Source organism: uncultured Microbulbifer sp., from assembly GCF_947489355.1.
Classification (GTDB): domain Bacteria; phylum Pseudomonadota; class Gammaproteobacteria; order Pseudomonadales; family Cellvibrionaceae; genus Microbulbifer.
Genome location: NZ_CANLDD010000055.1, coordinates 1 through 26,479 on the forward strand (window position 1 = coordinate 1; position 26,479 = coordinate 26,479).

Annotated in this window: 20 protein-coding genes; 17 read left to right on the forward strand and 3 right to left on the reverse strand. The window is 54.0% G+C overall.

Annotated elements, in window-relative coordinates; translation table 11 throughout:
- The 8 genes from Q1A48_RS17250 to Q1A48_RS17285 form a co-directional block, all read left to right on the forward strand.
- On the forward strand, positions 1 to 1,899 hold a 1,899-nt coding region (locus Q1A48_RS17250), incomplete at its 5' end, for a FlgD immunoglobulin-like domain containing protein (RefSeq protein WP_299947417.1).
- Positions 1,900 to 1,914: 15 nt separating this feature from the next.
- A complete protein-coding gene (locus Q1A48_RS17255) occupies positions 1,915 to 2,859 on the forward strand; it encodes a hypothetical protein (RefSeq protein WP_299947420.1) in 945 nt (314 codons plus the stop codon).
- A gap of 6 nt (positions 2,860 to 2,865) precedes the next feature.
- On the forward strand, positions 2,866 to 3,981 hold the full coding sequence (locus tag Q1A48_RS17260; RefSeq protein WP_299947423.1) for a FlgD immunoglobulin-like domain containing protein: 1,116 nt from the start codon (positions 2,866 to 2,868) through the stop codon (positions 3,979 to 3,981).
- A gap of 49 nt (positions 3,982 to 4,030) precedes the next feature.
- On the forward strand, positions 4,031 to 4,453 hold the full coding sequence (locus tag Q1A48_RS17265) for a tetratricopeptide repeat protein (protein WP_299947426.1): 423 nt from the start codon (positions 4,031 to 4,033) through the stop codon (positions 4,451 to 4,453).
- 128 nt (positions 4,454 to 4,581) lie between these two features.
- Complete coding sequence (locus Q1A48_RS17270; RefSeq protein WP_299947428.1) at positions 4,582 to 8,805, forward strand: RHS repeat-associated core domain-containing protein; 4,224 nt, start codon at positions 4,582 to 4,584, stop codon at positions 8,803 to 8,805.
- Positions 8,806 to 8,807: 2 nt separating this feature from the next.
- A complete protein-coding gene (locus tag Q1A48_RS17275) occupies positions 8,808 to 9,020 on the forward strand; it encodes a hypothetical protein (protein ID WP_299947429.1) in 213 nt (70 codons plus the stop codon).
- A 114-nt stretch (positions 9,021 to 9,134) separates the two neighbouring features.
- Positions 9,135 to 9,656, forward strand: coding sequence for an RHS repeat-associated core domain-containing protein (locus Q1A48_RS17280; protein WP_299947449.1), 522 nt, complete (start codon positions 9,135 to 9,137; stop codon positions 9,654 to 9,656).
- The gene (locus Q1A48_RS17285) at positions 9,656 to 10,168 is read left to right on the forward strand and encodes a hypothetical protein (RefSeq protein ID WP_299947430.1); all 513 of its coding nucleotides are present in this window, start codon (positions 9,656 to 9,658) and stop codon (positions 10,166 to 10,168) included. The genes Q1A48_RS17280 and Q1A48_RS17285 overlap by 1 nt, the downstream gene beginning before the upstream one ends.
- A 250-nt stretch (positions 10,169 to 10,418) precedes the next feature.
- Here the strand turns inward: Q1A48_RS17285 and Q1A48_RS17290 are convergent, their stop codons facing one another.
- A complete protein-coding gene (locus Q1A48_RS17290) occupies positions 10,419 to 10,805 on the reverse strand; it encodes a transposase (protein WP_299947432.1) in 387 nt (128 codons plus the stop codon).
- On the opposite strand from Q1A48_RS17290, the gene Q1A48_RS17295 reads away from it, so the two are divergent.
- Together Q1A48_RS17295 and Q1A48_RS17300 are read left to right on the forward strand one after the other, a co-directional pair.
- Positions 10,798 to 13,542 carry an RHS repeat domain-containing protein gene (locus Q1A48_RS17295; RefSeq protein WP_299947434.1) on the forward strand — a complete coding sequence of 915 codons (2,745 nt, stop codon included), beginning with the start codon at positions 10,798 to 10,800 and terminating at the stop codon, positions 13,540 to 13,542. The two genes, Q1A48_RS17290 and Q1A48_RS17295, sit on opposite strands and share 8 nt — an antisense overlap.
- Positions 13,535 to 14,020: a hypothetical protein gene (locus tag Q1A48_RS17300; protein ID WP_299947436.1), complete on the forward strand. Its 486-nt coding sequence runs from the start codon at positions 13,535 to 13,537 to the stop codon at positions 14,018 to 14,020. Before Q1A48_RS17295 ends, Q1A48_RS17300 begins: the two co-directional genes overlap by 8 nt.
- Positions 14,021 to 14,244: 224 nt before the next feature.
- Here Q1A48_RS17300 and Q1A48_RS17305 read toward each other — a convergent pair whose 3' ends face one another.
- Complete coding sequence (locus tag Q1A48_RS17305; protein ID WP_299947438.1) at positions 14,245 to 14,616, reverse strand: helix-turn-helix transcriptional regulator; 372 nt, start codon at positions 14,614 to 14,616, stop codon at positions 14,245 to 14,247.
- Between the two features lie 101 nt (positions 14,617 to 14,717).
- On the opposite strand from Q1A48_RS17305, the gene Q1A48_RS17310 reads away from it, so the two are divergent.
- The 4 genes from Q1A48_RS17310 to Q1A48_RS17325 all read left to right on the forward strand — a co-directional run bounded on the left by Q1A48_RS17310 (position 14,718) and on the right by Q1A48_RS17325 (position 20,293).
- Positions 14,718 to 17,783: a CHC2 zinc finger domain-containing protein gene (locus tag Q1A48_RS17310; protein ID WP_299947440.1), complete on the forward strand. Its 3,066-nt coding sequence runs from the start codon at positions 14,718 to 14,720 to the stop codon at positions 17,781 to 17,783.
- Positions 17,784 to 17,801: 18 nt separating this feature from the next.
- Positions 17,802 to 18,866 carry a site-specific tyrosine recombinase XerC gene (gene xerC / locus Q1A48_RS17315; protein ID WP_299947443.1) on the forward strand — a complete coding sequence of 355 codons (1,065 nt, stop codon included), beginning with the start codon at positions 17,802 to 17,804 and terminating at the stop codon, positions 18,864 to 18,866.
- Between the two features lie 397 nt (positions 18,867 to 19,263).
- The gene (locus Q1A48_RS17320) at positions 19,264 to 19,815 is read left to right on the forward strand and encodes an RHS repeat-associated core domain-containing protein (protein ID WP_299947445.1); all 552 of its coding nucleotides are present in this window, start codon (positions 19,264 to 19,266) and stop codon (positions 19,813 to 19,815) included.
- Positions 19,808 to 20,293: a hypothetical protein gene (locus Q1A48_RS17325; RefSeq protein ID WP_299947436.1), complete on the forward strand. Its 486-nt coding sequence runs from the start codon at positions 19,808 to 19,810 to the stop codon at positions 20,291 to 20,293. The genes Q1A48_RS17320 and Q1A48_RS17325 overlap by 8 nt, the downstream gene beginning before the upstream one ends.
- Positions 20,294 to 20,517: 224 nt before the next feature.
- Here Q1A48_RS17325 and Q1A48_RS17330 read toward each other — a convergent pair whose 3' ends face one another.
- On the reverse strand, positions 20,518 to 20,889 hold the full coding sequence (locus tag Q1A48_RS17330; RefSeq protein WP_299947438.1) for a helix-turn-helix transcriptional regulator: 372 nt from the start codon (positions 20,887 to 20,889) through the stop codon (positions 20,518 to 20,520).
- Positions 20,890 to 20,990: 101 nt separating this feature from the next.
- On the opposite strand from Q1A48_RS17330, the gene Q1A48_RS17335 reads away from it, so the two are divergent.
- The 3 genes from Q1A48_RS17335 (at position 20,991) to Q1A48_RS17345 (ending at position 26,133) form a co-directional block, all read left to right on the forward strand.
- Positions 20,991 to 24,056 (forward strand): CHC2 zinc finger domain-containing protein, encoded by a 3,066-nt coding sequence (locus Q1A48_RS17335; RefSeq protein WP_299947440.1) that lies wholly within the window; start codon positions 20,991 to 20,993, stop codon positions 24,054 to 24,056.
- Between the two features lie 18 nt (positions 24,057 to 24,074).
- The gene (gene xerC, locus Q1A48_RS17340) at positions 24,075 to 25,139 is read left to right on the forward strand and encodes a site-specific tyrosine recombinase XerC (RefSeq protein ID WP_299947443.1); all 1,065 of its coding nucleotides are present in this window, start codon (positions 24,075 to 24,077) and stop codon (positions 25,137 to 25,139) included.
- Positions 25,140 to 25,536: 397 nt separating this feature from the next.
- Complete coding sequence (locus Q1A48_RS17345; RefSeq protein ID WP_299947448.1) at positions 25,537 to 26,133, forward strand: RHS repeat-associated core domain-containing protein; 597 nt, start codon at positions 25,537 to 25,539, stop codon at positions 26,131 to 26,133.
- The last annotated feature ends 346 nt before the right edge of the window (positions 26,134 to 26,479 follow it).

The following is a 26,479-nucleotide window of genomic DNA, read 5'->3' on the forward strand; positions in this document are numbered from 1 at the left end:
ATAGTGACGGGTAATAGCATCTATGATAATAGCTCTTATAATTTTTATACCGAAGAGTTTGCTGATGCAACCTTGAGTACCTTGGATGCCACCGGCAACTGGTGGGGCACGTCAGATATTGGGGTAATTATGGCTACTATTTACGATAGGAATGATAATCCAGGCTCATCACCCTTGGTCAATTACGGTGACTATCTCGACGGGATGAACGGCCAACCCAGTTATAATGGTCTTACTTTATATGGCGCTATAACGGAAGATACTGTCCTGCCTGCAGGCCACCACTTGATGCTGCAAACTGTGGTGGTGAAACCAGGAATTACCCTGACCCTGGAGGCCGGTGCCCGCTTAAACTCAGCGCCTAATTTTAAATTGCAAATTGCGGGCAACTTGGTGACTCAGGGAACACCACAAGCTCGTGTGGTATTTTCATCGGCCTCAGCACCGCCTCGTGCCAGCGACTGGTATGGCATTGAAGTGATTGCCGACGGCAGTGTTGATCTGGCCTACGCCCGTATTGAGGGGGCCGAGTACGGCCTCGACTTTAACGGCGGCCAGGGCACGGTGCGCAACTCCCTGTTCCGTTTTAATACTTACGGTATTTATGTGCGTGCCGGCAGCAGTCCCCTGATTACTGACGGCAACGAAATTACCCTTAACAGTTACGGGATTTATGTCAAAGGGGATGGCAGTGTTGCCAATAATCCCCAGCCGGTGGTAACCGGCAACAGCCTTTACGGCAATAATCAGTACAATTTCTATGCCACGGACTTTGGCGATCCCGCCAACACCAGCCTGGATATTACCGGTAACTGGTGGGGCACTGTGGATGAAACCACAATCGCATCGCAAATCTATACCGCTGGAGCGTCTTCGCCGCAAGTGGATTTCAGTGGCTATCTGGAAGTTACTCCCGGTCTACCCGCAGTACACCTTAGCGACGTGGCCCTGCAAATAGCAAAGTTCTATCCTCTGGAAGGGGAGCAGGCCCTGGGCAGTTTCCGTGTCAACCGCGCCGCCAGTGTCAGCATCGAGATCCGCAGGGATGCCGACGAGAGCCTGGTCTATCAGACGACGGAAAGTTATGCCACAGCCGGCGACTATCCGATCCAGTGGGATGGGCGCGATAACCAGAATGCCCTGCAAGCAGAGGGGCTTTATCATGTCGTGCTGCGCGCCAACGATGGGCTCGATGACTTTGTCTATGAGGTGCCACAACCGGGGGGACAGGGCAGTGTGTCCGGTTCTGTGCCGCGCAATTACAACGCCTACGCCAATGAGTTCTACAAAATCTCAGTAAATGTAGCGAGCCCGAGCCTGGTGAGTATGCAGGTCACTCCGAGTGGCGAATCCCCTTTCTACGTCTTCGAAGACGTGTTTTATTCCAAGGGCCAGCACTGGCTCTATTGGGATGGGCGCGATCGAGAAGGCCGTATTGTTGAGTCCCCGGTTGCTATTTACTATCCGGCACCCAAGCCGCTGCGCAGTACTGCCCTCTATCTCGCAGGCACTGCACCGCGCATCACCGGTGCCGCAGAGGCCCCCAGTATCGAAGTCAAATCCGATCCCTATATCGTCAGCCACAGTTACGAGCAGCAGACGCGCATGGCCTACCAGGTCAGCACGGATGCCATCGTCACCTTCAGCCTGCTGCCCCCCGGTATTGTCGATCCCCAGCACCCCTCGGCCATTGTGCTGGTGGATCAGGAGCTGATGCGCGCGCAGGATACTGAGGGCAATGCCCTGTTGCATGAAGTGGCGTGGCGCGGCTACCAGGAGTCCGACCCCAACGCGGTGCTGGTGGGGGAGGAAGGGGTGTACACCTTTGCGATCCAGGCCACTTCGCCGCAGAACGGTGAGCGCACCCTGTACCGCGGTGTTGTAAATCTGTATCGCTGAGTGGGTAGAAACTGTATGTCATTTAAAACAATTACTCGATTAGTTTCTCTGCTTTACCTCGGCTGTCTCACGCAGCTTGGCACTGCAGACGATATCGCCTACCTAGGTGTGGCCGACGGCTACTGGGAAGTGTGGCGCACCGATACCGCAGGTGAGGAGTTTGAGCAATTAACCCGGTTTGGTGCCGATGTCTCGCGCATTTCCTGGTATCCGGACGGGCGCCATCTGCTGGTGAATTTGCACGATGGCAGATTGTACCGGCTGGACAGCCACAGCCGGGCACTGACCCAGATTGCAGCGCCCCTGCCGAATATTCTGGATGCGGTGATCAGCCCCAACGGGGACAGCCTGGCTTTTTCCCTTAGCACCTCCAGCAGTATCGATGACAACGATATTTATCGGTACACCTTGGCCAGTAAGAAACTGGACAAGCTCACCGCGATGCCGCGGTTGCAGCACGAGCCCAGCTGGTCGCCGGATGGTGCGGCGGTGTACTTCCTCTCCGGCAGTGGTGGCCAGGTACACGATATCTGGAAAGTGGATGTCGCCGCCCGCGCCACCGAGCAGCTTACCGTGGGCGATCTCTACCACTTCGATCTGGCGGTGCGCCCGGATGGCGCCATCGCCTATTCCGGCAATCGCTCCGGCGATTACGAACTGTGGCTGCGCCGCCCCGACGGGCGCAGCGAGCGACTGACACAGAACCCGGCACTGGATGCCCGCCCCAACTGGTCTCCCCGAGGGGATCAACTGGTTTTCCACTCCACCCGCGGCGGCACACTGAATCTCTGGCTGTACGACCTGGCCGGCAAAACCGCAAGGGCGCTGACCCGCAGTGCCGGGGGCGCACGCCAGCCGGTGTGGGCGCCGACCGACGGCAATACAGGGGCCGCATCCTCTGCAGAACAAGTGGATGGAGAAAAGGCGGACGGAGCGGCGGCGCTCGGGCTAGGGAGGTAAAAAAGTATGTACAAATCGAACTGGGGCCGGGCCCTGGCAACCATAGCCACACTGGCCACGGGGCTGTTGAGCAGCGGGGTACAGGCGCTGTCAATCACCCAGGTGAGCGTGGACAAGCAGGTATTCGAACCGGCCAGGGGCGAGCGCGCCCGGATCCGTTTTGTCCTGGATGAACCGGCCCGAGTTGCCCTGACCCTCTACGATGGTCGAGACCACCTGGTGCGGGTGGTGGAGGGCGGCGAAGTCGCCGCCGGCGCGCAGCAACTGAGCTGGGACGGTCTGGATCTGCACGGGCACCCGGTGCCGGCGGAAGCCTACAGCTACACCCTGAGCGCCACAAATAATGAGCGCAGTGTTACCCATGACCTGACCGATCTCACCGGCGGTGCACTGGTAGAAGTTGCGGATGTACGCTGGGATACGGATGCGGGCCAGATCCGCTACCACCTGAGCGAACCCGCGCGGGTTAGTATCCGCCTGGGTCTGAAAGCGGGTGGTCCGCTGCTGCGCACCCTGCTCGACTGGGCCCCGCGTCCGGGGGGTGCCCAGGCGGAATCCTGGGACGGCTGGGACGAATCCCAGGTATTGAAGATCGATGCCCACCCGCGTCTGAATCTGGCGGTCACCGCCTATGCACTGCCGCAGAACACCCTGTTTGTGGGCGAGCGGCCGCAGCGGGTGGCCTTTGCGGATCTCCCCGCAGAAAAGCGCCGTGAGAAAAACACAACGGGTCCGCGGACCAAGCGTATGTACCACCACGCCGATCAGCCCCTGGAGCGCCGCGGCGATATTGCCACGCGCCTGAGCTTGGGGATCGACGCCGAGCGCGACAGCGAAGGGCGCTGGCGGGTGTCCGGCACCGTGCCGCTGCGTTTGCATGTGGCACAGAAGGATCGCGCTCGCCTGCTGGCCCAGCGCTTTGAACCGGTTTTTTATGTGGATGGCATTTTCGCCTTTGAAAACGAGGTGGGTTTTTTGCCCATGACCTGGCAGTGGGACAGCCGCCGCGTCAGTGCAGGGGAACACTTTGTCACGGTGAATGTGCGCGGCTACGAAGGCAACTTCGGCACCGCCACCCTGAAGCTCTGGGTAGAGCGGCCACCGGCGGTGCCCGAGTCCTGATGCAGACAACGAACCGACAACAAGCTGACAACAAAAAGGAATTTTTCCAATGAATCGCTTTGTCCTGTTTTTGGCCTTGTTCTTCTGCCTGCCCACACAGGCGGCAGAGCAGAGCTACCACGAGCGTATCAAGACCTTTGAGCGCGTTCGTCTCCACGCGCGCAGCACCGAGCAGCTCCTGGCACTGGGGGACCACTACTACCGCCTGGGCAAACTGGAACGGGCCTACCAGCAGCTCGATCTTTTGCTGCAACACGATCGCAAAAATATTGAGGGCTGGTTGCTGATGGGGAGTCTGTGGCGGGCCTGGGGCCAGTGGGCAGAGGCCCTGGAAGCCTACGATCTGGCCCTGGCACTGGCTCCGCAGCGGGCGGATATCCACCTGCGCCGCGGCCAGGCCCTCGAGCAGCTGGGCCGGCAGGATGAGGCCGATCAGACCTACGCCCGATACCGGGCACAGGACAAGAACTGAATCCATCGTCCTCCACAGGATGGCAACCAATCAACACGGCGCTGGCTAACGTGGCGCTAAGGCTTTTTTCCGGGGCGCGGCTGAGCTGTCAGCGCCCGGTAACAGCAGGATAAAAAAAGGAATACAGCATGACCAGTTGGGGAAAGGTTCGCACAGTGCTCGCCGGATTCTGTGCGAGTGTGTTGATACAGACCGCGGTGGCACACGATTTTGGCGGTGACTCCTCCGGTCAACCTCCCCCCGAAACACCGACGCAGGAGCCACCGTCCTGCGAACGCAGTGACGATATCTCCTGCAACAGCAATTGCAGTGCTGTGGGTGATCCCATCCGCACCTTTGATGGTGGTTTTTACCTGGCCGACACCGACCTGCGGGTGGGGGACAATTATCCCATCCGCTTGCTGCGCCGCTTTGACGGCCGCTCCCAGTTCGACAACGCCCTCGGCTACGGCTGGGCCTTCGACCACGACCGTCGCCTGTTTGAATACCCCGATGGCTCGGTGCTGCTGCGCTCCGGCTGCGGTCGCCGCGACACCTTTGTGTTTACTGGTGGTGCCTATGTCACGCCGCGGGATGCCCTCCAGGGCACCCTGGAGGAGCACGGCGACGGCAGCTACACCTTTACTTATGCCAGCGGCAAGCGCGACGAGTTCGACACCGATGGGCGCCTAGTGGCGATCATCAACCAACAGGGCCAGAGCCACCGTCTAAGTTACGACGAGCGCGGGCGCCTGCCGCTGATCGGCACTTCCCCCAACAGTGTCGACCCCAGCAAGCCGATGGTAGTGGCCTACCAGCCGCGCCTGACCCGCATTGAAGAGCGGGGTGCGGACGGCGCCGCCACCGGTGCCGCAGTCGACTTCTTCTACGACGACAACAGCGGCCGCCTCAGCCACGTGATCGCCAGCGACGGCCGCCGCATCGATTACCACCACGACCAATGGCAAACCGCCACCCGCGGCAACCTGGTACAGGTGGCGGGCCTGGACAACTACCAGCACAGTTTTCAATATGAAGACAGCGCGGATGCCCACCGTATCACCGGCCTGCAGCGCGGTGCCGGCGCCGTCTGGGTGACCAACACCTACGACGATGAGGGCCGGGTGAAAAAGCAGGTGGAAGGTCAAAATATTATTGAGCTGGATTATGTGGAGACCGGCATTACCCAAATCACCGAGACGGTGAAAAGTGCCAGTGGCGAAGTGCTCGACACCCGTAGCCGTACCTATGAATTTGACGAGGTGGGCTATCTCACCAAACGCATCGACTCCCTCGGCAACGAGTTGCGCCAGATCTACAACGACAACAAGGACCGTATCCGCACCGAGCACTGGGAAAAGCGTGGCGATGCACTCAGCCTGCTCACCGCCACCGATTACACCTACAATAGCCAGGCACAGAAGACCAGCGCCAGCACCACCCTCGCCAGTGGCGAAGTGATCACCGAGCGTTGGACCTACGATCACGGCCGCGTGGCCAGTATGGAACGGGTCTCAAGCCTGGCCCCCGAACGGGTGTTCCGCACCGAATACACCTTTGTGCGCGACGCACAGAATCGCCCGGTAAATATAGCCAGTATGCGGCAGCGCCAGGACGACAACACCGACGCCATCACCACCTATACCTACTGCAGCGGCGAGACCGGCTGCCCCGACAGCGCCCTGGTGAAACAGATCGACGGCCCCCGCACCGATGTACAGGATGTTGTGACCTTCACCTATTATGACACCACCGATCAAAGCGGCTGTACCAGTGGTGGCAACTGTTACCGCAAAGGCGACCTGAAAACCCTGGCCAACGCCCTTGGCCAGACCCTGGAATACCTTGCCTACGATGCCGCCGGCCGTGTCACCAGCGCCCGTGATGCCAACGGCCTGACTACCAGTTACCGCTACCACCCCCGCGGTTGGCTGCAGGAGCAGGTGATCCATGCCGGGGGAGAGGATAGCGACGGCGATATCGTCACCACCTACGAATACGATGACCGCGGCAATGTTACCAAGGTGACCCAGTCAGATGGCAATAGCCTCCAGTTCACTTACGACACCCGCAACCGCCTGACCCGGATCGAGGACGGTGAGGGCAACAGGATACGCTATACCCTCGACTCCCAGGGCAATATCCGCAAAGAGGACGTGCTCGATAGCCAGGGTGCCCTGAGCCGCACCCTGAGCCGCACCTTCGATGCCCTCAACCGCCTCAAACAGACCCTTGGTGCCGAGCAGCAGCGCACCCTGTTTAATTATGACGGCCTGGGGCGGATGACCGGGATCAAAGACGCCCTTGATAGCGATACCGACTACCATTACGACGGCCTCGGGCGCCTGGTGCAGAGTATTGAGGACAGCGGCAACCTGGCAGCCAGTACCCAGTTTGCCTACGACGCCGAGGAGCGTGTGACGGAAGTCACCGACCCCCGCGGTAACCGCACCGGTTACCAATACGACCTGGCCGGTAACCTGCTGGAGTTGGTCAGCCCCGACAGCGGCACCAGCCGCTATGCCTATGATACCGCCGGCAACCGCATATCCAGCACCGATGCCCGCGGTATTATCAGTCAGCGGAGTTACGATGCCCTCAACCGCCTTATCGGCATTCGTTATCCGGGCAGTTCCGGTGAAAATGCCAACTTTAGCTACGACAGTATTGTTGATGGCAACAAGGGTATCGGTCGTCTGACTGGTTACAGTAACGACGCCGGCAGTACCAGTTTGACCTATGACGTACTTGGGCGCATCACACAGCAGGACGATACCATCGCCGGGCAGGATTTCAGGACCGGCTACCGCTACGACAGCGAAGGGCGGGTAACAGAGATCACCTATCCCTCCGGGCGCGTTGTCCACTATGAGCGCGATGTCCTGGGGCGTATCGCCACAGTCACCACCCGGGAAAATGCCGAAGCGCCGGCCCAGACCCTGGTCAGCAATGTCCGCTATCAGCCCTTCGGTGGCGTTGCCGCCATGGACTACGGCAACGGTATTACCCAACACTACGGCTACGACCAGGACGGCCGTTTGCAATCGGTGAGTGTCACCGGCAGCGGAGGCGATCTTCTGTCGCAAAGCTACAGTTACAATCCGGCCGACAATATCACTGGCATCACCGACAGTCTGGATGCGGCGAAAAACCGCAGCTACGACTATGACACGCTCTATCGCCTCACCGATGACAGCTCTGTGGCTGGGCAAAACAGTTTTACCTACGACCTGCTGGGCAACCGCACCCAGCAGACCACCACAAAAAACAATACCAGTGAGGTGATCGCTTATGGCTACGAGAGCAACTCGAACCGCCTCAGCGAAAAGGGTGGTGAAGCCTGGAGCACCGATAGCGCCGGCAATACTACCAGCGCCAATGACGGCGCCAGGCAGTACACCTACAACCACGCCAACCGGCTCAACACCTACAGCGAAAACGGCACACTCAAGGGTACCTACTACTACAATGCCATCGGCCAGCGGGTACGCACCGACAAGACGGAAGACAATCTGCTGCACTACGATCTGAACGGCCAGTACCTGGGTGAAACCCACCTCAGCGCAGCTGGTGCCGTGCAGAATCGGGTGGACTATATTTACCTGGACAATATGCCCATTGCACAGGTAGAGGCTATTTACACTGGAGGGCAGGTTCAGAGTGCGACTCTGACCTACCTGCATACAGACCACTTGTATACGCCAAGGGTGGGCACCAGCCAGAATGAAACCGTGGTCTGGCGCTGGGACAGCGATGCTTTTGGGCAGTCAATGCCGGATACTGATCCGGATGGTGATAACAATCAGACGGTAGTGAACCTGCGCTTTCCTGGGCAGATCAAAGGAGAGGAAGCACCGCATTATTACAACTACTATCGGGACTATGATCCGGCCACCGGCAGGTATTTACAGAGTGATCCTATTGGGTTGGACGGGGGAATTAATACTTACGGCTATACTTACCAAAATCCCATCATGAATATGGATCCTGATGGAAGGCTGGTTTGGTTTGGAGTGCCAGCTTACATTTGGCTTGCTGGAGGAGCAGGATTAGCAGCTGGAGGAGCCTGTGTTGCCACCAACTGTGGCCAAGCCGCAGTAGATGCGGTATCAGATTGGACAAGCCCGCTTGATGATATTGGCCCAGATCCTTTAGATAATCCTGATGATGACACAGACAATTGTCCTCCTGATGAAACAGGTGATGATGATTTATGTTATAAAAGGTATTTAAATGACATATCAACCTGTAGAGCAATAGGAAGGTTAAGAGGTTTCGATAGGGCTCAAGCTTGCTATTCTTCTGCAACTGAAAGGCTGGCAGCATGTAGAACTGGCCGCCCCGTCCCACCATTGAACACATGGAATAATTAAAAGTGGAAAATTTTAAGCACTTAATAGAAGTCGATGAAGAATCTCATTCCATAAAAATATACAGAATTTATAATGGAGGAGAAAAGGAATTGTACACAGAGGCTAATCTACCGGAAATAGATAAAGATTACGATAAACTCAGGGAATTTTCCCAATCCTTGGGTGAAAGCATTTTGTGTGATTTTGCCTCTGTTAGAAAATTCTACGGTTTATGATACTAATCCAGATGCAATCGTTGGGGCAGCGATGCCTTCAGGTGGTTGACAGTGGGTACCGACCCGGACAACGATAACAATTCAACCACGGTCAACCTGCGTTTTACGGGATAGATCAAGGGAGAGGAAGTTCCGCGTTATTACAACTACTATCAGGACTATGATCCGAGTGTCGGCAGGTATTTGCAGAGTGATCCGATTGGGTTGGACGGAGGAATTAATACCTACGGGTGCGCTGAGCAAAACCCTCTTTTTTACACCGATTCACTTGGATTGATAGCATGTGGCTGGGGTGATACAACATTCACATGTTCCTGTAAAACACGTACTCGTAAAGCACAAGAAAATTGTAGAGCCGCTGGAGGTATTCCATTATTTCCGGATCTTTTGAACGAAGAAGAAGCAGAACCTGAAAGCTGCCCAAGTAGTGACCCAGAGAAATGGGAAAAAATACCTGGATCTAACCAAGCTTATAGACCCAAAAGGGAGAAAGAGCCTATTTTTGAAAAGGATCGGGCCGGCGATAGAGCTCACGGAGGCAGCAAATGGACAAAGTGGGATAAAAAGAAAGACTGGGAAAAAGGCAAGCCTAGAGATGGTACATATGATGAGACTGGGAAGAGGTTAAGAGATTAATGAGAAGATTTGTCTCTTTAAAGTCCGAAAAGCAGGACTTCTTATTGCATCAGTTTCCTAACCTTATGGAAATTGATGCTTGTGAGGATGGGTATGGATATACAAAAATCGCAGTGTCCTATTTTGATCACTGGTTAAGTGAATCTGAAGCTTATAAGGCTTTTTTAAATGTTGGTTTAGAAGAGTCTGTCAATAGGAAAAATAAGCAGTTAGAATTTTGCAGACAACTTTTTAACTCAACTGAAGTTTTGAATTATAAAATTTATGGCCGCCCAAATAATAGGCGTGTAAAATTTCGAGCATTTTCTGATGATAATGTTGCATTGCGTTATTGTTCTGATGCGTATGATAAATTTAGTTCAATATTTTTTTTCAAGTTAGTGATTCCAGAGTATTCTGCTTTATATTACCAAGGTTATGATGCAACCAATTACCTCTATTATAGAGGGGGTGAGCTTTCTAATAAATTGAAATCTTTGGTTTATGGCAGTGGATTAAATGTTCTAGAGTAGTGAAGGGGTTAACAATCGAATCTAGGGCCTGTTCAGTAAGCACCTAACTAACCCCACTCTCCTCAAGTTTGGGTTTTGGTAGCCCTGGCGTAAGGGCACCTCTATAAATTCACATAAAACTGCAAAATTCAGTTTCGTCGGTGATTCCCTTTTTTCATCGACCATAATTTCACTGAAGGTCACAAAAAACGATATTTGATGGGTTTTAGAGCTATTTCGGCCTGTTCTGAGGAAGCTTCCTCCTTATTCCTCATGCACCGAGCGCAAGTCGGCTCTGCAAGCTTACAAATCGACGCATGTTGTACACCAAATTCATCATGCCAACCTTAACCGCAGCGCGCAAAATCCCAATAGTCCGCACGAGCATACCGCCCTGCTCATTTTCCATTGATCCAAATACGTGCTCGACTCTAACTCGCACTCTGGACTTGCGACGGTTCTCTTCCGTGTCTCGCTTGCTGAGGGCCTTACCCCGCTTCCCTTTCTTATGCACATGGCTGCGGTATCCCATTGCATCCAGCGTGATTTCGCTTTCTTCACTGTAGTAAGCACTGTCTGCCCAAACATCCTTGGAAGTGTTGTCGCTCAGCAGTTCATGGAACACTTGGGAGTCGTGCACTTCGGCAGAGGTGATCACCACCTATACCTACTGCAGTGGCGAAACCGGCTGCCCCGACAGCGCCCTGGTGAAACAGATCGATGGTCCCCGCACCGACGTGCAGGACATTGTTACCTACACCTATTACGACACCACCGATCAAAGTGGCTGTACCAGTGGTGGCAACTGTTACCGCAAAGGCGACCTGAAAACCCTGGCCAACGCCCTTGGCCAGACCCTGGAATACCGCGCCTATGATGCCGCCGGCCGAGTTACCAGCACCCGCGATGCCAACGGCCTGGCCACCAGTTACCGCTACCACCCACGCGGTTGGCTGCAGGAGCAGGTGATCCATGCCGGGAGAGACAATAGCGACGGTGATATCGTCACCGCCTACGCCTACGATGACCGCGGCAATGTTACCAAGGTGACCCAGTCAGACGGCAATAGCCTCCAGTTCACTTACGACACCCGCAACCGCCTGACCCAGATCGAGGACGGCGAGGGCAACAGGATACGCTATACCCTCGACTCCCAGGGCAATATCCGCAAAGAGGACGTGCTCGACAGCCAGGGTGCCCTGAACCGCACCCTAAGCCGCACCTTCGATGCCCTCAATCGCCTCAAACAGACCCTCGGTGCCGAGCAGCAGCGCACCCTGTTCAGTTACGATGGCCTGGGGCGGATGACTGAGGTCAAAGACGCTGACGGTCTTGGGCGCCTGGTGCAGAGTATTGAGGACAGCGGCAACCTTGCTGCCAGTACTCAGTTTGTCTACGACGCCGAGGGCCGTGTAACGGAAGTCACCGACCCCCGCGATAATCGCACTGGTTACCAATACGACCTGGCCGGCAACCTGCTGGAGTTGGTTAGCCCCGACAGCGGTACCAGTCGCTATACCTATGATACCGCCGGCAACCGCATATCCAGCACCGATGCCCGCGGTATTGTCAGTCAGCGGACTTACGATGTCCTCAACCGCCTTACCGGCATTCGTTATCCGGGCAGTTCCGGTGAAAATGCCAACTTTAGCTACGACAGTATTGTTGATGGCAACAAGGGTATCGGTCGTCTGACTGGTTACAGTAACGACGCCGGCAGTACCAGTTTGACCTATGACGTACTTGGGCGCATCACACAGCAGGACGATACCATCGCCGGGCAGGATTTCAGGACCGGCTACCGCTACGACAGCGAAGGGCGGGTAACAGAGATCACCTATCCCTCCGGGCGCGTTGTCCACTATGAGCGCGATGTCCTGGGGCGTATCGCCACAGTCACCACCCGGGAAAATGCCGAAGCGCCGGCCCAGACCCTGGTCAGCAATGTGCGCTACCAGCCCTTCGGTGGCGTTGCCGCCATGGACTACGGCAACGGCATTACCCAACACTACGGCTACGACCAGGACGGCCGTTTGCAATCGGTGAGTGTCACCGGCAGCGGGGGCGATCTTCTGTCGCAAAGCTACAGTTACAATCCGGTCGACAATATCACCGGCATCACCGACAGTCTGGATGCGGCAAAAAACCGCAGTTACGACTACGATACGCTCTATCGCCTCACCGATGACAGCTATGTGGCTGGGCAAAACCGTTTTACCTACGACCTGCTGGGCAACCGTACCCAGCAGACCACCACAAAAAACAATACCAGTGAAGTGATCGCTTATGGCTACGAGAGCAACTCGAACCGCCTCAGCGAAAAGGGTGGTGAGGCCTGGAGCACCGATAGCGCCGGCAATACTACCAGCACCAATGACGGTGCCAGGCAGTACACCTACAACCACGCCAACCGGCTCAACACCTACAGCGAAAACGGCATACTGAAGGGTACCTACTACTACAATGCCATCGGCCAGCGGGTACGCACCGACAAGACGGAAGACAACCTGTTGCACTACGATCTGAACGGCCAGTACCTGGGTGAAACCCACCTCAGCGCAGCTGGTGCCGTGCAGAATCGGGTGGACTATATTTACCTGGACAATATGCCCATTGCACAGGTAGAGACCGTTTACACTGGAGGGCAGGTTCAGAGTGTGACTCTGACCTATCTGCACACAGACCACCTGTATACTCCCAGGGTGGGCACGAGTCAGAATGAAACCGTGGTCTGGCGCTGGGACAGCGATGCTTTTGGGCAGTCAATGCCGGATACTGATCCGGATGGTGATAACAATCAGACTGTAGTGAACCTGCGCTTTCCGGGGCAGCTTAAGGAGGTTGAAGCGCCGCATCACTACAACTACTATCGGGACTATGATCCGGCCACCGGCAGGTATTTACAGAGTGATCCTATTGGGCTAGAGGGGGGAATTAATACTTACGGGTATGCTGAGCAAAACCCTCTTTTTTACACCGATCCACAAGGTCTTGCTGCATGTGGCGGTATTTGTGTTGGTGCAGCTGTTCTAGGAAGAGCTGCTTACGTTGGTTATCGAGGCTACCGTACTTATCAAGCAGTGAGAACTTTACAGGGAGTCATCAATGGCTTGAATGATCGCACAGCGGAGGATGGGATTTCAGTTCCTTATCCTCCAAAACAAAGAGGTAAGTACACATGTATCTGCCGAGTTCAAAAAGACGGTCGTAGCTCCGATAATTGCTCTAATGATAATAAAGACTTTGGTTATGGATATGGAGTTGCTGATGATTTAAGGACAGCGAAAAGGCAGGCCGAGAAGATGGCTAAAGAAACGTTAGGCGCTAAATCTACTCACCATCCGCAGTGCCGCTGTACTGGGCCTACAGGAAATCCGATAATACCTCATGGATAATACTAGCGTACGAAAAGAATTAGATGCTGCTCGAAAAGAAATAGAAGAAGGTGATTGTAAAATTGCCTATAGCATGCTTTTGCCGCATATTAAGAGGAAAAATCCAGAAGCAATATTTTTATATTCAATGTTTAGCTTGCAGGGTGAAGAATCCTTAGAAGAGTTTGAGCGGCGTAGTTTTCAGCTTCTTAAGGAGGCTGCTGAGCTAGGTTACCCTCCGGCGCTGTATACTCTTGGGGTTTATTATGATGCTGGTGATATGGTTGGAAGAGATGCTATGAAAGCCTCTTCTTTATTTAAGGCAGCAGCTGAAAAGGGCCACCCCAGAGCAAAGCTAAGCTATGGTTTAGATTTATTTTATGGATCCAATGGGATTTCAAAAGATAAAAGTTTAGGGCTGGATTTTATTCGACAGGCTGCTGATGACGAGGTAGAGGGGGCATTAGAAATGTTTGATAAATTGTCTGCCGAGTCATAGATGGCTGCATGATAGAGGTGAAACAATGGCCCGCGATTCAGGCGTCATCAGAAACGTCGATGGCGATACGCCAATTGAACTTGCAAAACTGCTAGATGAAACTGAAATTTATCGCTTTCTTGATAATCTTTCAGCATCGTTGTGATTTAAGATAGCCTTGGCTTAAAACAGTTCTGATTTCTGACGGTCAAAGCCCAACTAAGCGTTGGGCTTTTTCGTAGCTGTTACTTGCTTCTAGAAGACCATCGTGCAGTCTCGTATTTAATAATCATCCCCTCCAACAGTTGCTTGATTACCTGCTTTTCCTCGTCCGGCATCTGCCGAATTGCTTGAAATTGCAGCGCCAGATCGGTCTCTGGCTCCAGTTCTCCCTCCTCAAAAATTAGAGAATCCGTGGTGACACGTAAGGTCTTGGCAATCTTCTTAATGGCCTCTAGTGAAGGCTGGGAGCTACCCGCCTCATAGCGCTTTACCTGAGTCACATGCAGGCCGATGGCATCGGCTAGTGCTTGTTGGGTTAGGCCCTTCTGTTTCCTAAATTCCGCAAGTCGTTTGGCGATGCTCATAAGGTGCAAGAGATAGATTGAAGTTTCCATCACTATAAACCTTGTTATCTCAGAGGTCTTGACAATGGTATCATATAAGATACTAAAATAAAGCACTTGAGACTCTTGACGCTATTTGGAGCATAACAGGTATGGCACGGTTCTCAGATGAGGTCGTCAACCGGATCAAAAACGAGGTGTCATTGGTTCGGCTAGTGGAAAACTGGGGCCTACCCCTCAAGAAGCACGGAAAGGACTACATCGGCCATTGTCCTTTCCATGACGATAAGACGCCGAGTTTTGTGATCAGCCCGGAATCCAATCTGTGGCACTGCCTGGGGGCCTGCGGTGAAGGTGGCAGCGTGATCGACTGGGTAATGAAAACTCAGGGCGTCAGCTTCCGCCATGCGCTGGAGCTACTGCGCAATGACCATCTACCTTTAGCTGCCGATACGCCGGTAAAAAACAGTACGGTGCCGAAGCTGGAAGCCCCAGTGACCACAGATGCTGACGATCAGGCGATGCTGCGTCAGGTCATCGAGTATTACCACCAGACCTTAAAGCAGGAATCCGAAGCGCAAACCTATCTGCAAAAGCGCGGGTTGGATGACGCAGAGTTGATTAACTACTTTAAGCTGGGTTATGCCAACCGTACATTAGGGCTGAGACTACCGCAGAAAAACCGCAAAGCCGGAAAGGAAATCCGCGAGCAGTTGCAGCGCATAGGCTTGTATCGAGACACGGGGCGTGAGCACTTTAACGGCTCATTGGTTATCCCGGTGATGGATGGCAGCGGTGTGATTGCCGAAGTCTATGGACGCAAGTTGCTGGATGCGTTGCGCAAGGGGACACCCAAGCATACCTACTTACCAGGGCCGCATGAGGGTGTGTTCAATGTGGCAGGGTTGGCCAATGCCGAGGAGGTCATACTCTGTGAATCATTGATCGATGCCTTAACCCTCTGGCGTTGGGGCTTCAGGCATGTTACCAGCAGTTACGGTGCCAATGGCTTTACTGACGAACTCCTGCAAGCTTTGGTCGAGCACAAGGTAAAGCGGGTACTGATTGCCTATGATCGAGATGCTGCCGGTGACAAGGCTGCGCTGGAGCTGGCGGAGAAACTGATGGCGCAGGGCTTCGAATGCTTTCGTATCCTGTTCCCCAGGGGTATGGACGTCAATGAGTACGCTTTACAAGTGACCCCTGCTGCGCAATCCCTGGGTCTGATGATTAGAAAAGCCGAGTGGATGGGACAGGGTAAACCGCCTGAGCGTCAACTGGCACTTGAACAACAGACCCCCTCCACTTTAGCCGCTCCAACCTCGGTTAAGGGGTGCTTCGCCCAACAGACAGAGGCGCTGGTCGAACAGAATGGCAGCCTCAGCCGGGAGGGAGAAGCACCCGCTGCAACAGAGTCTCCTGCGCCTACTGCAGCGGAGACCTACGCCACCCCAATACCACCAATGCCACGCACCGATATCGAGATCAGTGGCAGCGAAGAGGAGTTGTTTATCACCCTCAGTGACCGCCTCTACCGGGTGCGGGGCCTGGATAAAAATCCGGCCAGGGAGCTGAAAATCCAGCTCTTGGTCAAGCGCGACGACCACTTCCATATGGATAGGCTAGATCTCACCAGCGCCAAACAGCGACAGGTGTTTATCAATCAGGCCAGTGTCGAGCTATGCGTGCAAGACAAGGTGATCAAAAAGGATCTGGGCAAGGTGCTGTTGGCTCTGGAGGAGCAACAGCACCGGCAACAACAACCGGAAGCCGAACAGCCGGCGGAGCTGAATGAGCGAGAACGAGCCGAAGCCCTGGCGCTGTTGCGGGACGAAGACCTACTAAACCACATTCTCAATGACTTTAACCGTGCTGGTGTTGTGGGCGAGGAAACCAACAAACTCACCGGCTACTTGGCCTGTGTCAGCCGCAAGCTGGAGCGGCCGCTGGCGGTGATTATCCAAAGCAGTAGCGCCGCTGGCAAAAGTGCGTTGATGGAATCCATCCTCGCGCTGATACCGGAAGATGAACGGGTGCAGTACTCCGCTATGACCGGGCAGAGCCTGTTCTACATGGGCGAGACCAACTTAAAAAACAAGATACTGGCGATCAGCGAGGAAGAGGGAGCGAGTAATGCCAGTTACGCGCTCAAGCTGTTGCAATCGGAAGGTCAGGTCATTATTGCCAGCACTGGCAAGGACGAAGCCAGCGGCCAGCTGATCACCCGAGAATACAAAGTGGAAGGGCCGGTGATGCTGTTGATGACCACCACTGCTATCGACATCGATGAAGAACTGCTAAATCGCTGCCTGGTACTCACCGTCAACGAAGGTCGCGAACAGACTCGGGCCATCCACGCCGCCCAGCGCGCTCGGCGTACGCTGCAAGGGCTGCATAACAAGTTGGAGAAAGAGCGCATTATCCAATTGCACCGCAACGCCCAGCGCCTGTTAAAACCACTGGTGGTGATCAATCCTTATGCGGACCAGCTCACTTTCCTCGACGACAAGACCCGCACTCGCCGCGACCACGAAAAGTACCTCACTCTGATCGACAGTATCGCACTCCTGCACCAGTACCAACGGGAAGTGCAAACACTCCAGCACAATGATCGGCAGATCGATTATGTGGAAGTCACCCTGAAGGACATCGACACCGCCAACCGTCTGGCCAGCGACGTGCTGGGCAAGACGCTCGACGAATTGCCGGTGCAAACCCGCAAGCTGCTGACCCTGATCACCGAGCTGGTGGACAGCGAGTGTGAAAAACAAAAGATCGAGTCCACGGACTTCCGTTTTAGCCGCCGCCAGGTGCGCAGTCTTTGCGGCTGGAGTGAAACTCAGGTGCGGGTGCATATCCAGCGCCTGGTGGACATGGAATACCTGTTGGTCCATCGCGGCGGTCGCGGCCAATCGTTCGAATACGAACTGCTGTATCGGGGCGAAGGGGCGGACGGGGATGCTTTCCTGATGGGCCTGCTGGATACCGCCAAGCTGAAAAGTGGCGGCCACAATAGAGGGAAAAACAATGACAAAAGCAACGATAAAAAAACCGCTACGACAGTCACTTCGCGGGGTGAAGCCCCCCGGTTCGCGGGGTCATCGCGGCCCCAACGCGGGGCTATCGCGGAAGTGGAAAAATCGCTGGAAGCCAGCAGTGGTGGGGCCTGCGCAAAAACCTCGCGGACCAAGTGCGAAAATGCCTTACAGGCTGTGTAAACAGGGGGTGTCGTAACCATGGCCTACAACAAACACTGGCGTCGTGGCCTGTACAAAAAAAACCAGCACCGCGCCAAAGCCAAGGCCCCCAAACCCCGGCAGACCCCGGACATCAGCCACAACGGGTTGACCCCCTATTTACTGCGTTTTATCGAATGGAGCGCCGTCCGGGGCCTGAGTGAGCAAACCTGCCGCACCCGCGACCGAGGCTTGCAGCGCTTTATCGCCTGGTGTGATGAACGCGATCTCAATGATCCCAGAGCGATCACCCGGCCCATTTTGGAAAACTATCAGAAGCACCTTTACTACTATCGTAAGAGCAACGGTGAACCGTTGAGCTACGGCAGCCAGCACGCATTGCTGGCACCACTGCGGGCCTTTTTCAAATGGCTTGCGCGGGAAAACTATATTGCTCTTAATCCCGCCAGCGAGCTGGAACTACCTAAGCAGCAACGGGGGTTGCCGAAACAGATACTGAGCGTTGAGGAAGTGGAAAGCCTCTTCGCCACCGTGGACACCCAAAACCTCTACGGCGTGCGCGACCGCGCCATGCTGGAACTGCTCTACAGCACTGGTATCCGTCGCATGGAGCTGGTCAACCTGGGGCTCTATGACACCGACACCAGCCGCAAGACCCTGCTGGTTCGGCAGGGCAAGGGCCGTAAAGACCGGTTGCTGCCAGTAGGTGAGCGGGCGCTGCACTGGGTTGAACGCTACCGCCGCGAAGTGCGTCACCAGTTGCTGACTGGCCGGGACGAGGGTCATCTGTTCCTGACGGATTATGGAGAGCCCTGGATCAACAACCGTTTGACCGAGATGGTCAAGAAATATCTCTATCACGCTGGCATCGACAAACCCGGTGCCTGCCACTTGCTACGACACGCCATGGCTACCCACATGCTGGAGAACGGTGCTGACATCCGCTTTATCCAGCAGATGTTAGGGCACAGTGACCTGTCTACCACGCAGATTTACACCCAGGTAAGCATTGAAAAGTTGCGCGAGATCCACGCCGCTACGCACCCGGCGAAACTGAAGGACAAGGCCGCCGCTACTTGGTCGGGCCGGCCAAGGCCCTACTGAGTCAAGCCACTGTATCTGCCGTACCTGCCAACCTTTGAACGTCAGCCCGTCTGAAACGATGCGCTATGCCTGCTGCGCACGGCATAGAAAAAAGTGGCTGCAAAGCCACCCTTGAAACCTATCTCACTCACCTCAAACCCAAATCCAAACCTCATCCACAAGGGCAGGGCTTATTCTGTAGCAAGGCCCCTGCGTTACGCGCGGTATAGGTAACAACAAGTGTTGTTTGCATCCTCGGCACCGCCGCTAAAAGGAAAGGTTCCATTGCTGTTGAGAAAGTTAAGCGAGAAAGTGCGTCGGGGGCTGTAACTTGATAAAGTATCCTCCGCACTGGGCTGCATGTTCTTTAAGTGATTGATGTTACTGGGGTTGTAGTGAATCTTGTAGCGGATTTGCGTTGGGCCGTTTTTATTACAACTACTATCGGGACTATGATCCGGCCACCGGCAGGTATTTACAGAGTGATCCTATTGGGCTAGAGGGGGGAATTAATACTTACGGGTATGCTGAGCAAAACCCTCTTTTTTACACCGATCCACAAGGTCTTGCTGCATGTGGCGGTATTTGTGTTGGTGCAGCTGTTCTAGGAAGAGCTGCTTACGTTGGTTATCGAGGCTACCGTACTTATCAAGCAGTGAGAACTTTACAGGGAGTCATCAATGGCTTGAATGATCGCACAGCGGAGGATGGGATTTCAGTTCCTTATCCTCCAAAACAAAGAGGTAAGTACACATGTATCTGCCGAGTTCAAAAAGACGGTCGTAGCTCCGATAATTGCTCTAATGATAATAAAGACTTTGGTTATGGATATGGAGTTGCTGATGATTTAAGGACAGCGAAAAGGCAGGCCGAGAAGATGGCTAAAGAAACGTTAGGCGCTAAATCTACTCACCATCCGCAGTGCCGCTGTACTGGGCCTACAGGAAATCCGATAATACCTCATGGATAATACTAGCGTACGAAAAGAATTAGATGCTGCTCGAAAAGAAATAGAAGAAGGTGATTGTAAAATTGCCTATAGCATGCTTTTGCCGCATATTAAGAGGAAAAATCCAGAAGCAATATTTTTATATTCAATGTTTAGCTTGCAGGGTGAAGAATCCTTAGAAGAGTTTGAGCGGCGTAGTTTTCAGCTTCTTAAGGAGGCTGCTGAGCTAGGTTACCCTCCGGCGCTGTATACTCTTGGGGTTTATTATGATGCTGGTGATATGGTTGGAAGAGATGCTATGAAAGCCTCTTCTTTATTTAAGGCAGCAGCTGAAAAGGGCCACCCCAGAGCAAAGCTAAGCTATGGTTTAGATTTATTTTATGGATCCAATGGGATTTCAAAAGATAAAAGTTTAGGGCTGGATTTTATTCGACAGGCTGCTGATGACGAGGTAGAGGGGGCATTAGAAATGTTTGATAAATTGTCTGCCGAGTCATAGATGGCTGCATGATAGAGGTGAAACAATGGCCCGCGATTCAGGCGTCATCAGAAACGTCGATGGCGATACGCCAATTGAACTTGCAAAACTGCTAGATGAAACTGAAATTTATCGCTTTCTTGATAATCTTTCAGCATCGTTGTGATTTAAGATAGCCTTGGCTTAAAACAGTTCTGATTTCTGACGGTCAAAGCCCAACTAAGCGTTGGGCTTTTTCGTAGCTGTTACTTGCTTCTAGAAGACCATCGTGCAGTCTCGTATTTAATAATCATCCCCTCCAACAGTTGCTTGATTACCTGCTTTTCCTCGTCCGGCATCTGCCGAATTGCTTGAAATTGCAGCGCCAGATCGGTCTCTGGCTCCAGTTCTCCCTCCTCAAAAATTAGAGAATCCGTGGTGACACGTAAGGTCTTGGCAATCTTCTTAATGGCCTCTAGTGAAGGCTGGGAGCTACCCGCCTCATAGCGCTTTACCTGAGTCACATGCAGGCCGATGGCATCGGCTAGTGCTTGTTGGGTTAGGCCCTTCTGTTTCCTAAATTCCGCAAGTCGTTTGGCGATGCTCATAAGGTGCAAGAGATAGATTGAAGTTTCCATCACTATAAACCTTGTTATCTCAGAGGTCTTGACAATGGTATCATATAAGATACTAAAATAAAGCACTTGAGACTCTTGACGCTATTTGGAGCATAACAGGTATGGCACGGTTCTCAGATGAGGTCGTCAACCGGATCAAAAACGAGGTGTCATTGGTTCGGCTAGTGGAAAACTGGGGCCTACCCCTCAAGAAGCACGGAAAGGACTACATCGGCCATTGTCCTTTCCATGACGATAAGACGCCGAGTTTTGTGATCAGCCCGGAATCCAATCTGTGGCACTGCCTGGGGGCCTGCGGTGAAGGTGGCAGCGTGATCGACTGGGTAATGAAAACTCAGGGCGTCAGCTTCCGCCATGCGCTGGAGCTACTGCGCAATGACCATCTACCTTTAGCTGCCGATACGCCGGTAAAAAACAGTACGGTGCCGAAGCTGGAAGCCCCAGTGACCACAGATGCTGACGATCAGGCGATGCTGCGTCAGGTCATCGAGTATTACCACCAGACCTTAAAGCAGGAATCCGAAGCGCAAACCTATCTGCAAAAGCGCGGGTTGGATGACGCAGAGTTGATTAACTACTTTAAGCTGGGTTATGCCAACCGTACATTAGGGCTGAGACTACCGCAGAAAAACCGCAAAGCCGGAAAGGAAATCCGCGAGCAGTTGCAGCGCATAGGCTTGTATCGAGACACGGGGCGTGAGCACTTTAACGGCTCATTGGTTATCCCGGTGATGGATGGCAGCGGTGTGATTGCCGAAGTCTATGGACGCAAGTTGCTGGATGCGTTGCGCAAGGGGACACCCAAGCATACCTACTTACCAGGGCCGCATGAGGGTGTGTTCAATGTGGCAGGGTTGGCCAATGCCGAGGAGGTCATACTCTGTGAATCATTGATCGATGCCTTAACCCTCTGGCGTTGGGGCTTCAGGCATGTTACCAGCAGTTACGGTGCCAATGGCTTTACTGACGAACTCCTGCAAGCTTTGGTCGAGCACAAGGTAAAGCGGGTACTGATTGCCTATGATCGAGATGCTGCCGGTGACAAGGCTGCGCTGGAGCTGGCGGAGAAACTGATGGCGCAGGGCTTCGAATGCTTTCGTATCCTGTTCCCCAGGGGTATGGACGTCAATGAGTACGCTTTACAAGTGACCCCTGCTGCGCAATCCCTGGGTCTGATGATTAGAAAAGCCGAGTGGATGGGACAGGGTAAACCGCCTGAGCGTCAACTGGCACTTGAACAACAGACCCCCTCCACTTTAGCCGCTCCAACCTCGGTTAAGGGGTGCTTCGCCCAACAGACAGAGGCGCTGGTCGAACAGAATGGCAGCCTCAGCCGGGAGGGAGAAGCACCCGCTGCAACAGAGTCTCCTGCGCCTACTGCAGCGGAGACCTACGCCACCCCAATACCACCAATGCCACGCACCGATATCGAGATCAGTGGCAGCGAAGAGGAGTTGTTTATCACCCTCAGTGACCGCCTCTACCGGGTGCGGGGCCTGGATAAAAATCCGGCCAGGGAGCTGAAAATCCAGCTCTTGGTCAAGCGCGACGACCACTTCCATATGGATAGGCTAGATCTCACCAGCGCCAAACAGCGACAGGTGTTTATCAATCAGGCCAGTGTCGAGCTATGCGTGCAAGACAAGGTGATCAAAAAGGATCTGGGCAAGGTGCTGTTGGCTCTGGAGGAGCAACAGCACCGGCAACAACAACCGGAAGCCGAACAGCCGGCGGAGCTGAATGAGCGAGAACGAGCCGAAGCCCTGGCGCTGTTGCGGGACGAAGACCTACTAAACCACATTCTCAATGACTTTAACCGTGCTGGTGTTGTGGGCGAGGAAACCAACAAACTCACCGGCTACTTGGCCTGTGTCAGCCGCAAGCTGGAGCGGCCGCTGGCGGTGATTATCCAAAGCAGTAGCGCCGCTGGCAAAAGTGCGTTGATGGAATCCATCCTCGCGCTGATACCGGAAGATGAACGGGTGCAGTACTCCGCTATGACCGGGCAGAGCCTGTTCTACATGGGCGAGACCAACTTAAAAAACAAGATACTGGCGATCAGCGAGGAAGAGGGAGCGAGTAATGCCAGTTACGCGCTCAAGCTGTTGCAATCGGAAGGTCAGGTCATTATTGCCAGCACTGGCAAGGACGAAGCCAGCGGCCAGCTGATCACCCGAGAATACAAAGTGGAAGGGCCGGTGATGCTGTTGATGACCACCACTGCTATCGACATCGATGAAGAACTGCTAAATCGCTGCCTGGTACTCACCGTCAACGAAGGTCGCGAACAGACTCGGGCCATCCACGCCGCCCAGCGCGCTCGGCGTACGCTGCAAGGGCTGCATAACAAGTTGGAGAAAGAGCGCATTATCCAATTGCACCGCAACGCCCAGCGCCTGTTAAAACCACTGGTGGTGATCAATCCTTATGCGGACCAGCTCACTTTCCTCGACGACAAGACCCGCACTCGCCGCGACCACGAAAAGTACCTCACTCTGATCGACAGTATCGCACTCCTGCACCAGTACCAACGGGAAGTGCAAACACTCCAGCACAATGATCGGCAGATCGATTATGTGGAAGTCACCCTGAAGGACATCGACACCGCCAACCGTCTGGCCAGCGACGTGCTGGGCAAGACGCTCGACGAATTGCCGGTGCAAACCCGCAAGCTGCTGACCCTGATCACCGAGCTGGTGGACAGCGAGTGTGAAAAACAAAAGATCGAGTCCACGGACTTCCGTTTTAGCCGCCGCCAGGTGCGCAGTCTTTGCGGCTGGAGTGAAACTCAGGTGCGGGTGCATATCCAGCGCCTGGTGGACATGGAATACCTGTTGGTCCATCGCGGCGGTCGCGGCCAATCGTTCGAATACGAACTGCTGTATCGGGGCGAAGGGGCGGACGGGGATGCTTTCCTGATGGGCCTGCTGGATACCGCCAAGCTGAAAAGTGGCGGCCACAATAGAGGGAAAAACAATGACAAAAGCAACGATAAAAAAACCGCTACGACAGTCACTTCGCGGGGTGAAGCCCCCCGGTTCGCGGGGTCATCGCGGCCCCAACGCGGGGCTATCGCGGAAGTGGAAAAATCGCTGGAAGCCAGCAGTGGTGGGGCCTGCGCAAAAACCTCGCGGACCAAGTGCGAAAATGCCTTACAGGCTGTGTAAACAGGGGGTGTCGTAACCATGGCCTACAACAAACACTGGCGTCGTGGCCTGTACAAAAAAAACCAGCACCGCGCCAAAGCCAAGGCCCCCAAACCCCGGCAGACCCCGGACATCAGCCACAACGGGTTGACCCCCTATTTACTGCGTTTTATCGAATGGAGCGCCGTCCGGGGCCTGAGTGAGCAAACCTGCCGCACCCGCGACCGAGGCTTGCAGCGCTTTATCGCCTGGTGTGATGAACGCGATCTCAATGATCCCAGAGCGATCACCCGGCCCATTTTGGAAAACTATCAGAAGCACCTTTACTACTATCGTAAGAGCAACGGTGAACCGTTGAGCTACGGCAGCCAGCACGCATTGCTGGCACCACTGCGGGCCTTTTTCAAATGGCTTGCGCGGGAAAACTATATTGCTCTTAATCCCGCCAGCGAGCTGGAACTACCTAAGCAGCAACGGGGGTTGCCGAAACAGATACTGAGCGTTGAGGAAGTGGAAAGCCTCTTCGCCACCGTGGACACCCAAAACCTCTACGGCGTGCGCGACCGCGCCATGCTGGAACTGCTCTACAGCACTGGTATCCGTCGCATGGAGCTGGTCAACCTGGGGCTCTATGACACCGACACCAGCCGCAAGACCCTGCTGGTTCGGCAGGGCAAGGGCCGTAAAGACCGGTTGCTGCCAGTAGGTGAGCGGGCGCTGCACTGGGTTGAACGCTACCGCCGCGAAGTGCGTCACCAGTTGCTGACTGGCCGGGACGAGGGTCATCTGTTCCTGACGGATTATGGAGAGCCCTGGATCAACAACCGTTTGACCGAGATGGTCAAGAAATATCTCTATCACGCTGGCATCGACAAACCCGGTGCCTGCCACTTGCTACGACACGCCATGGCTACCCACATGCTGGAGAACGGTGCTGACATCCGCTTTATCCAGCAGATGTTAGGGCACAGTGACCTGTCTACCACGCAGATTTACACCCAGGTAAGCATTGAAAAGTTGCGCGAGATCCACGCCGCTACGCACCCGGCGAAACTGAAGGACAAGGCCGCCGCTACTTGGTCGGGCCGGCCAAGGCCCTACTGAGTCAAGCCACTGTATCTGCCGTACCTGCCAACCTTTGAACGTCAGCCCGTCTGAAACGATGCGCTATGCCTGCTGCGCACGGCATAGAAAAAAGTGGCTGCAAAGCCACCCTTGAAACCTATCTCACTCACCTCAAACCCAAATCCAAACCTCATCCACAAGGGCAGGGCTTATTCTGTAGCAAGGCCCCTGCGTTACGCGCGGTATAGGTAACAACAAGTGTTGTTTGCATCCTCGGCACCGCCGCTAAAAGGAAAGGTTCCATTGCTGTTGAGAAAGTTAAGCGAGAAAGTGCGTCGGGGGCTGTAACTTGATAAAGTATCCTCCGCACTGGGCTGCATGTTCTTTAAGTGATTGATGTTACTGGGGTTGTAGTGAATCTTGTAGCGGATTTGCGTTGGGCCGTTTTTATTACAACTACTATCGGGATTATGCCCCCACCACAGGAAGGTATCTGCAGAGTGATCCGATTGGGTTAGCGGGGGGTATTAATACCTTTGGGTATGTTGGGGGAAATCCGATAATGTTATTTGATCCATTAGGTCTTTCTATTAGGCGCTTGGGTGATTTGTACGGTGATCAAATAAATCCCTATGCCCCCGGCTGCCAAGAACCCATGTGGGTGGGTGGTTACATCGTGGGGTGGAAACCTTGCGAGAGGCGAAAAGAGAATGATTGTTCTGAGGAAGATGGTAGTAATAAAGATACTTGGGATGAATGGAATGAAGCTATAAAAAATATTAATGATGCACTTCATAAACCATTTCCCGACCCGATCTCTGAGATAAGGGACGGCTTTGAAAGATTGAAGAACGAATTTGAAGAAGCAGATCGCAAGCGTGCTGAGCAACGCAAGGCTTGTCGTGAAGATATGTGGGACACTTGCGCTAATCCATTAAAGCCAGGTAAATCGAAAAGTAAAAATTTTTATACTGCAGCTATATGTGCTGTGATCGTGAGTAGAATGTCAAAGAATTGTAATTCTAATAACTAGGGTGCGCCTATGCCTTCATTAATACCAATTGCTTGCGATATATTTAAGGAAAGGAAAGGGAGGTGCCCTAAATGCTGTAAATTTGTGGGCGTGGATGAAGCAGTTTGTGCATCATGTGAAGCAATACTAAACGATAATGAGAAGGATTTGGTTCGGCATAGTGCTAACGCGATATTTATAAAGTCTGCGATAGTAGGTTTTTTGGTGATAGTTTCATTTGTCAGCTTGATGTTATTGCTTTTGTCAGAGGAGCCCTCTGTGTCAGGGTAGGAGGGTGTTCAAAACTCTGTGTCAGCCAAGTAGCCTCATAGGCTGATATATTTCTCCAGGCGATCCGGGAAGTGGA

Coding starts and splice junctions, on each gene's coding strand:
- Q1A48_RS17255 (WP_299947420.1), top strand. CDS start 1,915: ATGTCATTTAAAACAATTACTCGATTAGTTTCTCTGCTTTACCTCGGC.
- Q1A48_RS17260 (WP_299947423.1), top strand. CDS start 2,866: ATGTACAAATCGAACTGGGGCCGGGCCCTGGCAACCATAGCCACACTG.
- Q1A48_RS17265 (WP_299947426.1), top strand. CDS start 4,031: ATGAATCGCTTTGTCCTGTTTTTGGCCTTGTTCTTCTGCCTGCCCACA.
- Q1A48_RS17270 (WP_299947428.1), top strand. CDS start 4,582: ATGACCAGTTGGGGAAAGGTTCGCACAGTGCTCGCCGGATTCTGTGCG.
- Q1A48_RS17285 (WP_299947430.1), top strand. CDS start 9,656: ATGAGAAGATTTGTCTCTTTAAAGTCCGAAAAGCAGGACTTCTTATTG.
- Q1A48_RS17300 (WP_299947436.1), top strand. CDS start 13,535: ATGGATAATACTAGCGTACGAAAAGAATTAGATGCTGCTCGAAAAGAA.
- Q1A48_RS17305 (WP_299947438.1), bottom strand. CDS start 14,616: ATGGAAACTTCAATCTATCTCTTGCACCTTATGAGCATCGCCAAACGA.
- Q1A48_RS17310 (WP_299947440.1), top strand. CDS start 14,718: ATGGCACGGTTCTCAGATGAGGTCGTCAACCGGATCAAAAACGAGGTG.
- xerC (WP_299947443.1), top strand. CDS start 17,802: ATGGCCTACAACAAACACTGGCGTCGTGGCCTGTACAAAAAAAACCAG.
- Q1A48_RS17325 (WP_299947436.1), top strand. CDS start 19,808: ATGGATAATACTAGCGTACGAAAAGAATTAGATGCTGCTCGAAAAGAA.
- Q1A48_RS17330 (WP_299947438.1), bottom strand. CDS start 20,889: ATGGAAACTTCAATCTATCTCTTGCACCTTATGAGCATCGCCAAACGA.
- Q1A48_RS17335 (WP_299947440.1), top strand. CDS start 20,991: ATGGCACGGTTCTCAGATGAGGTCGTCAACCGGATCAAAAACGAGGTG.
- xerC (WP_299947443.1), top strand. CDS start 24,075: ATGGCCTACAACAAACACTGGCGTCGTGGCCTGTACAAAAAAAACCAG.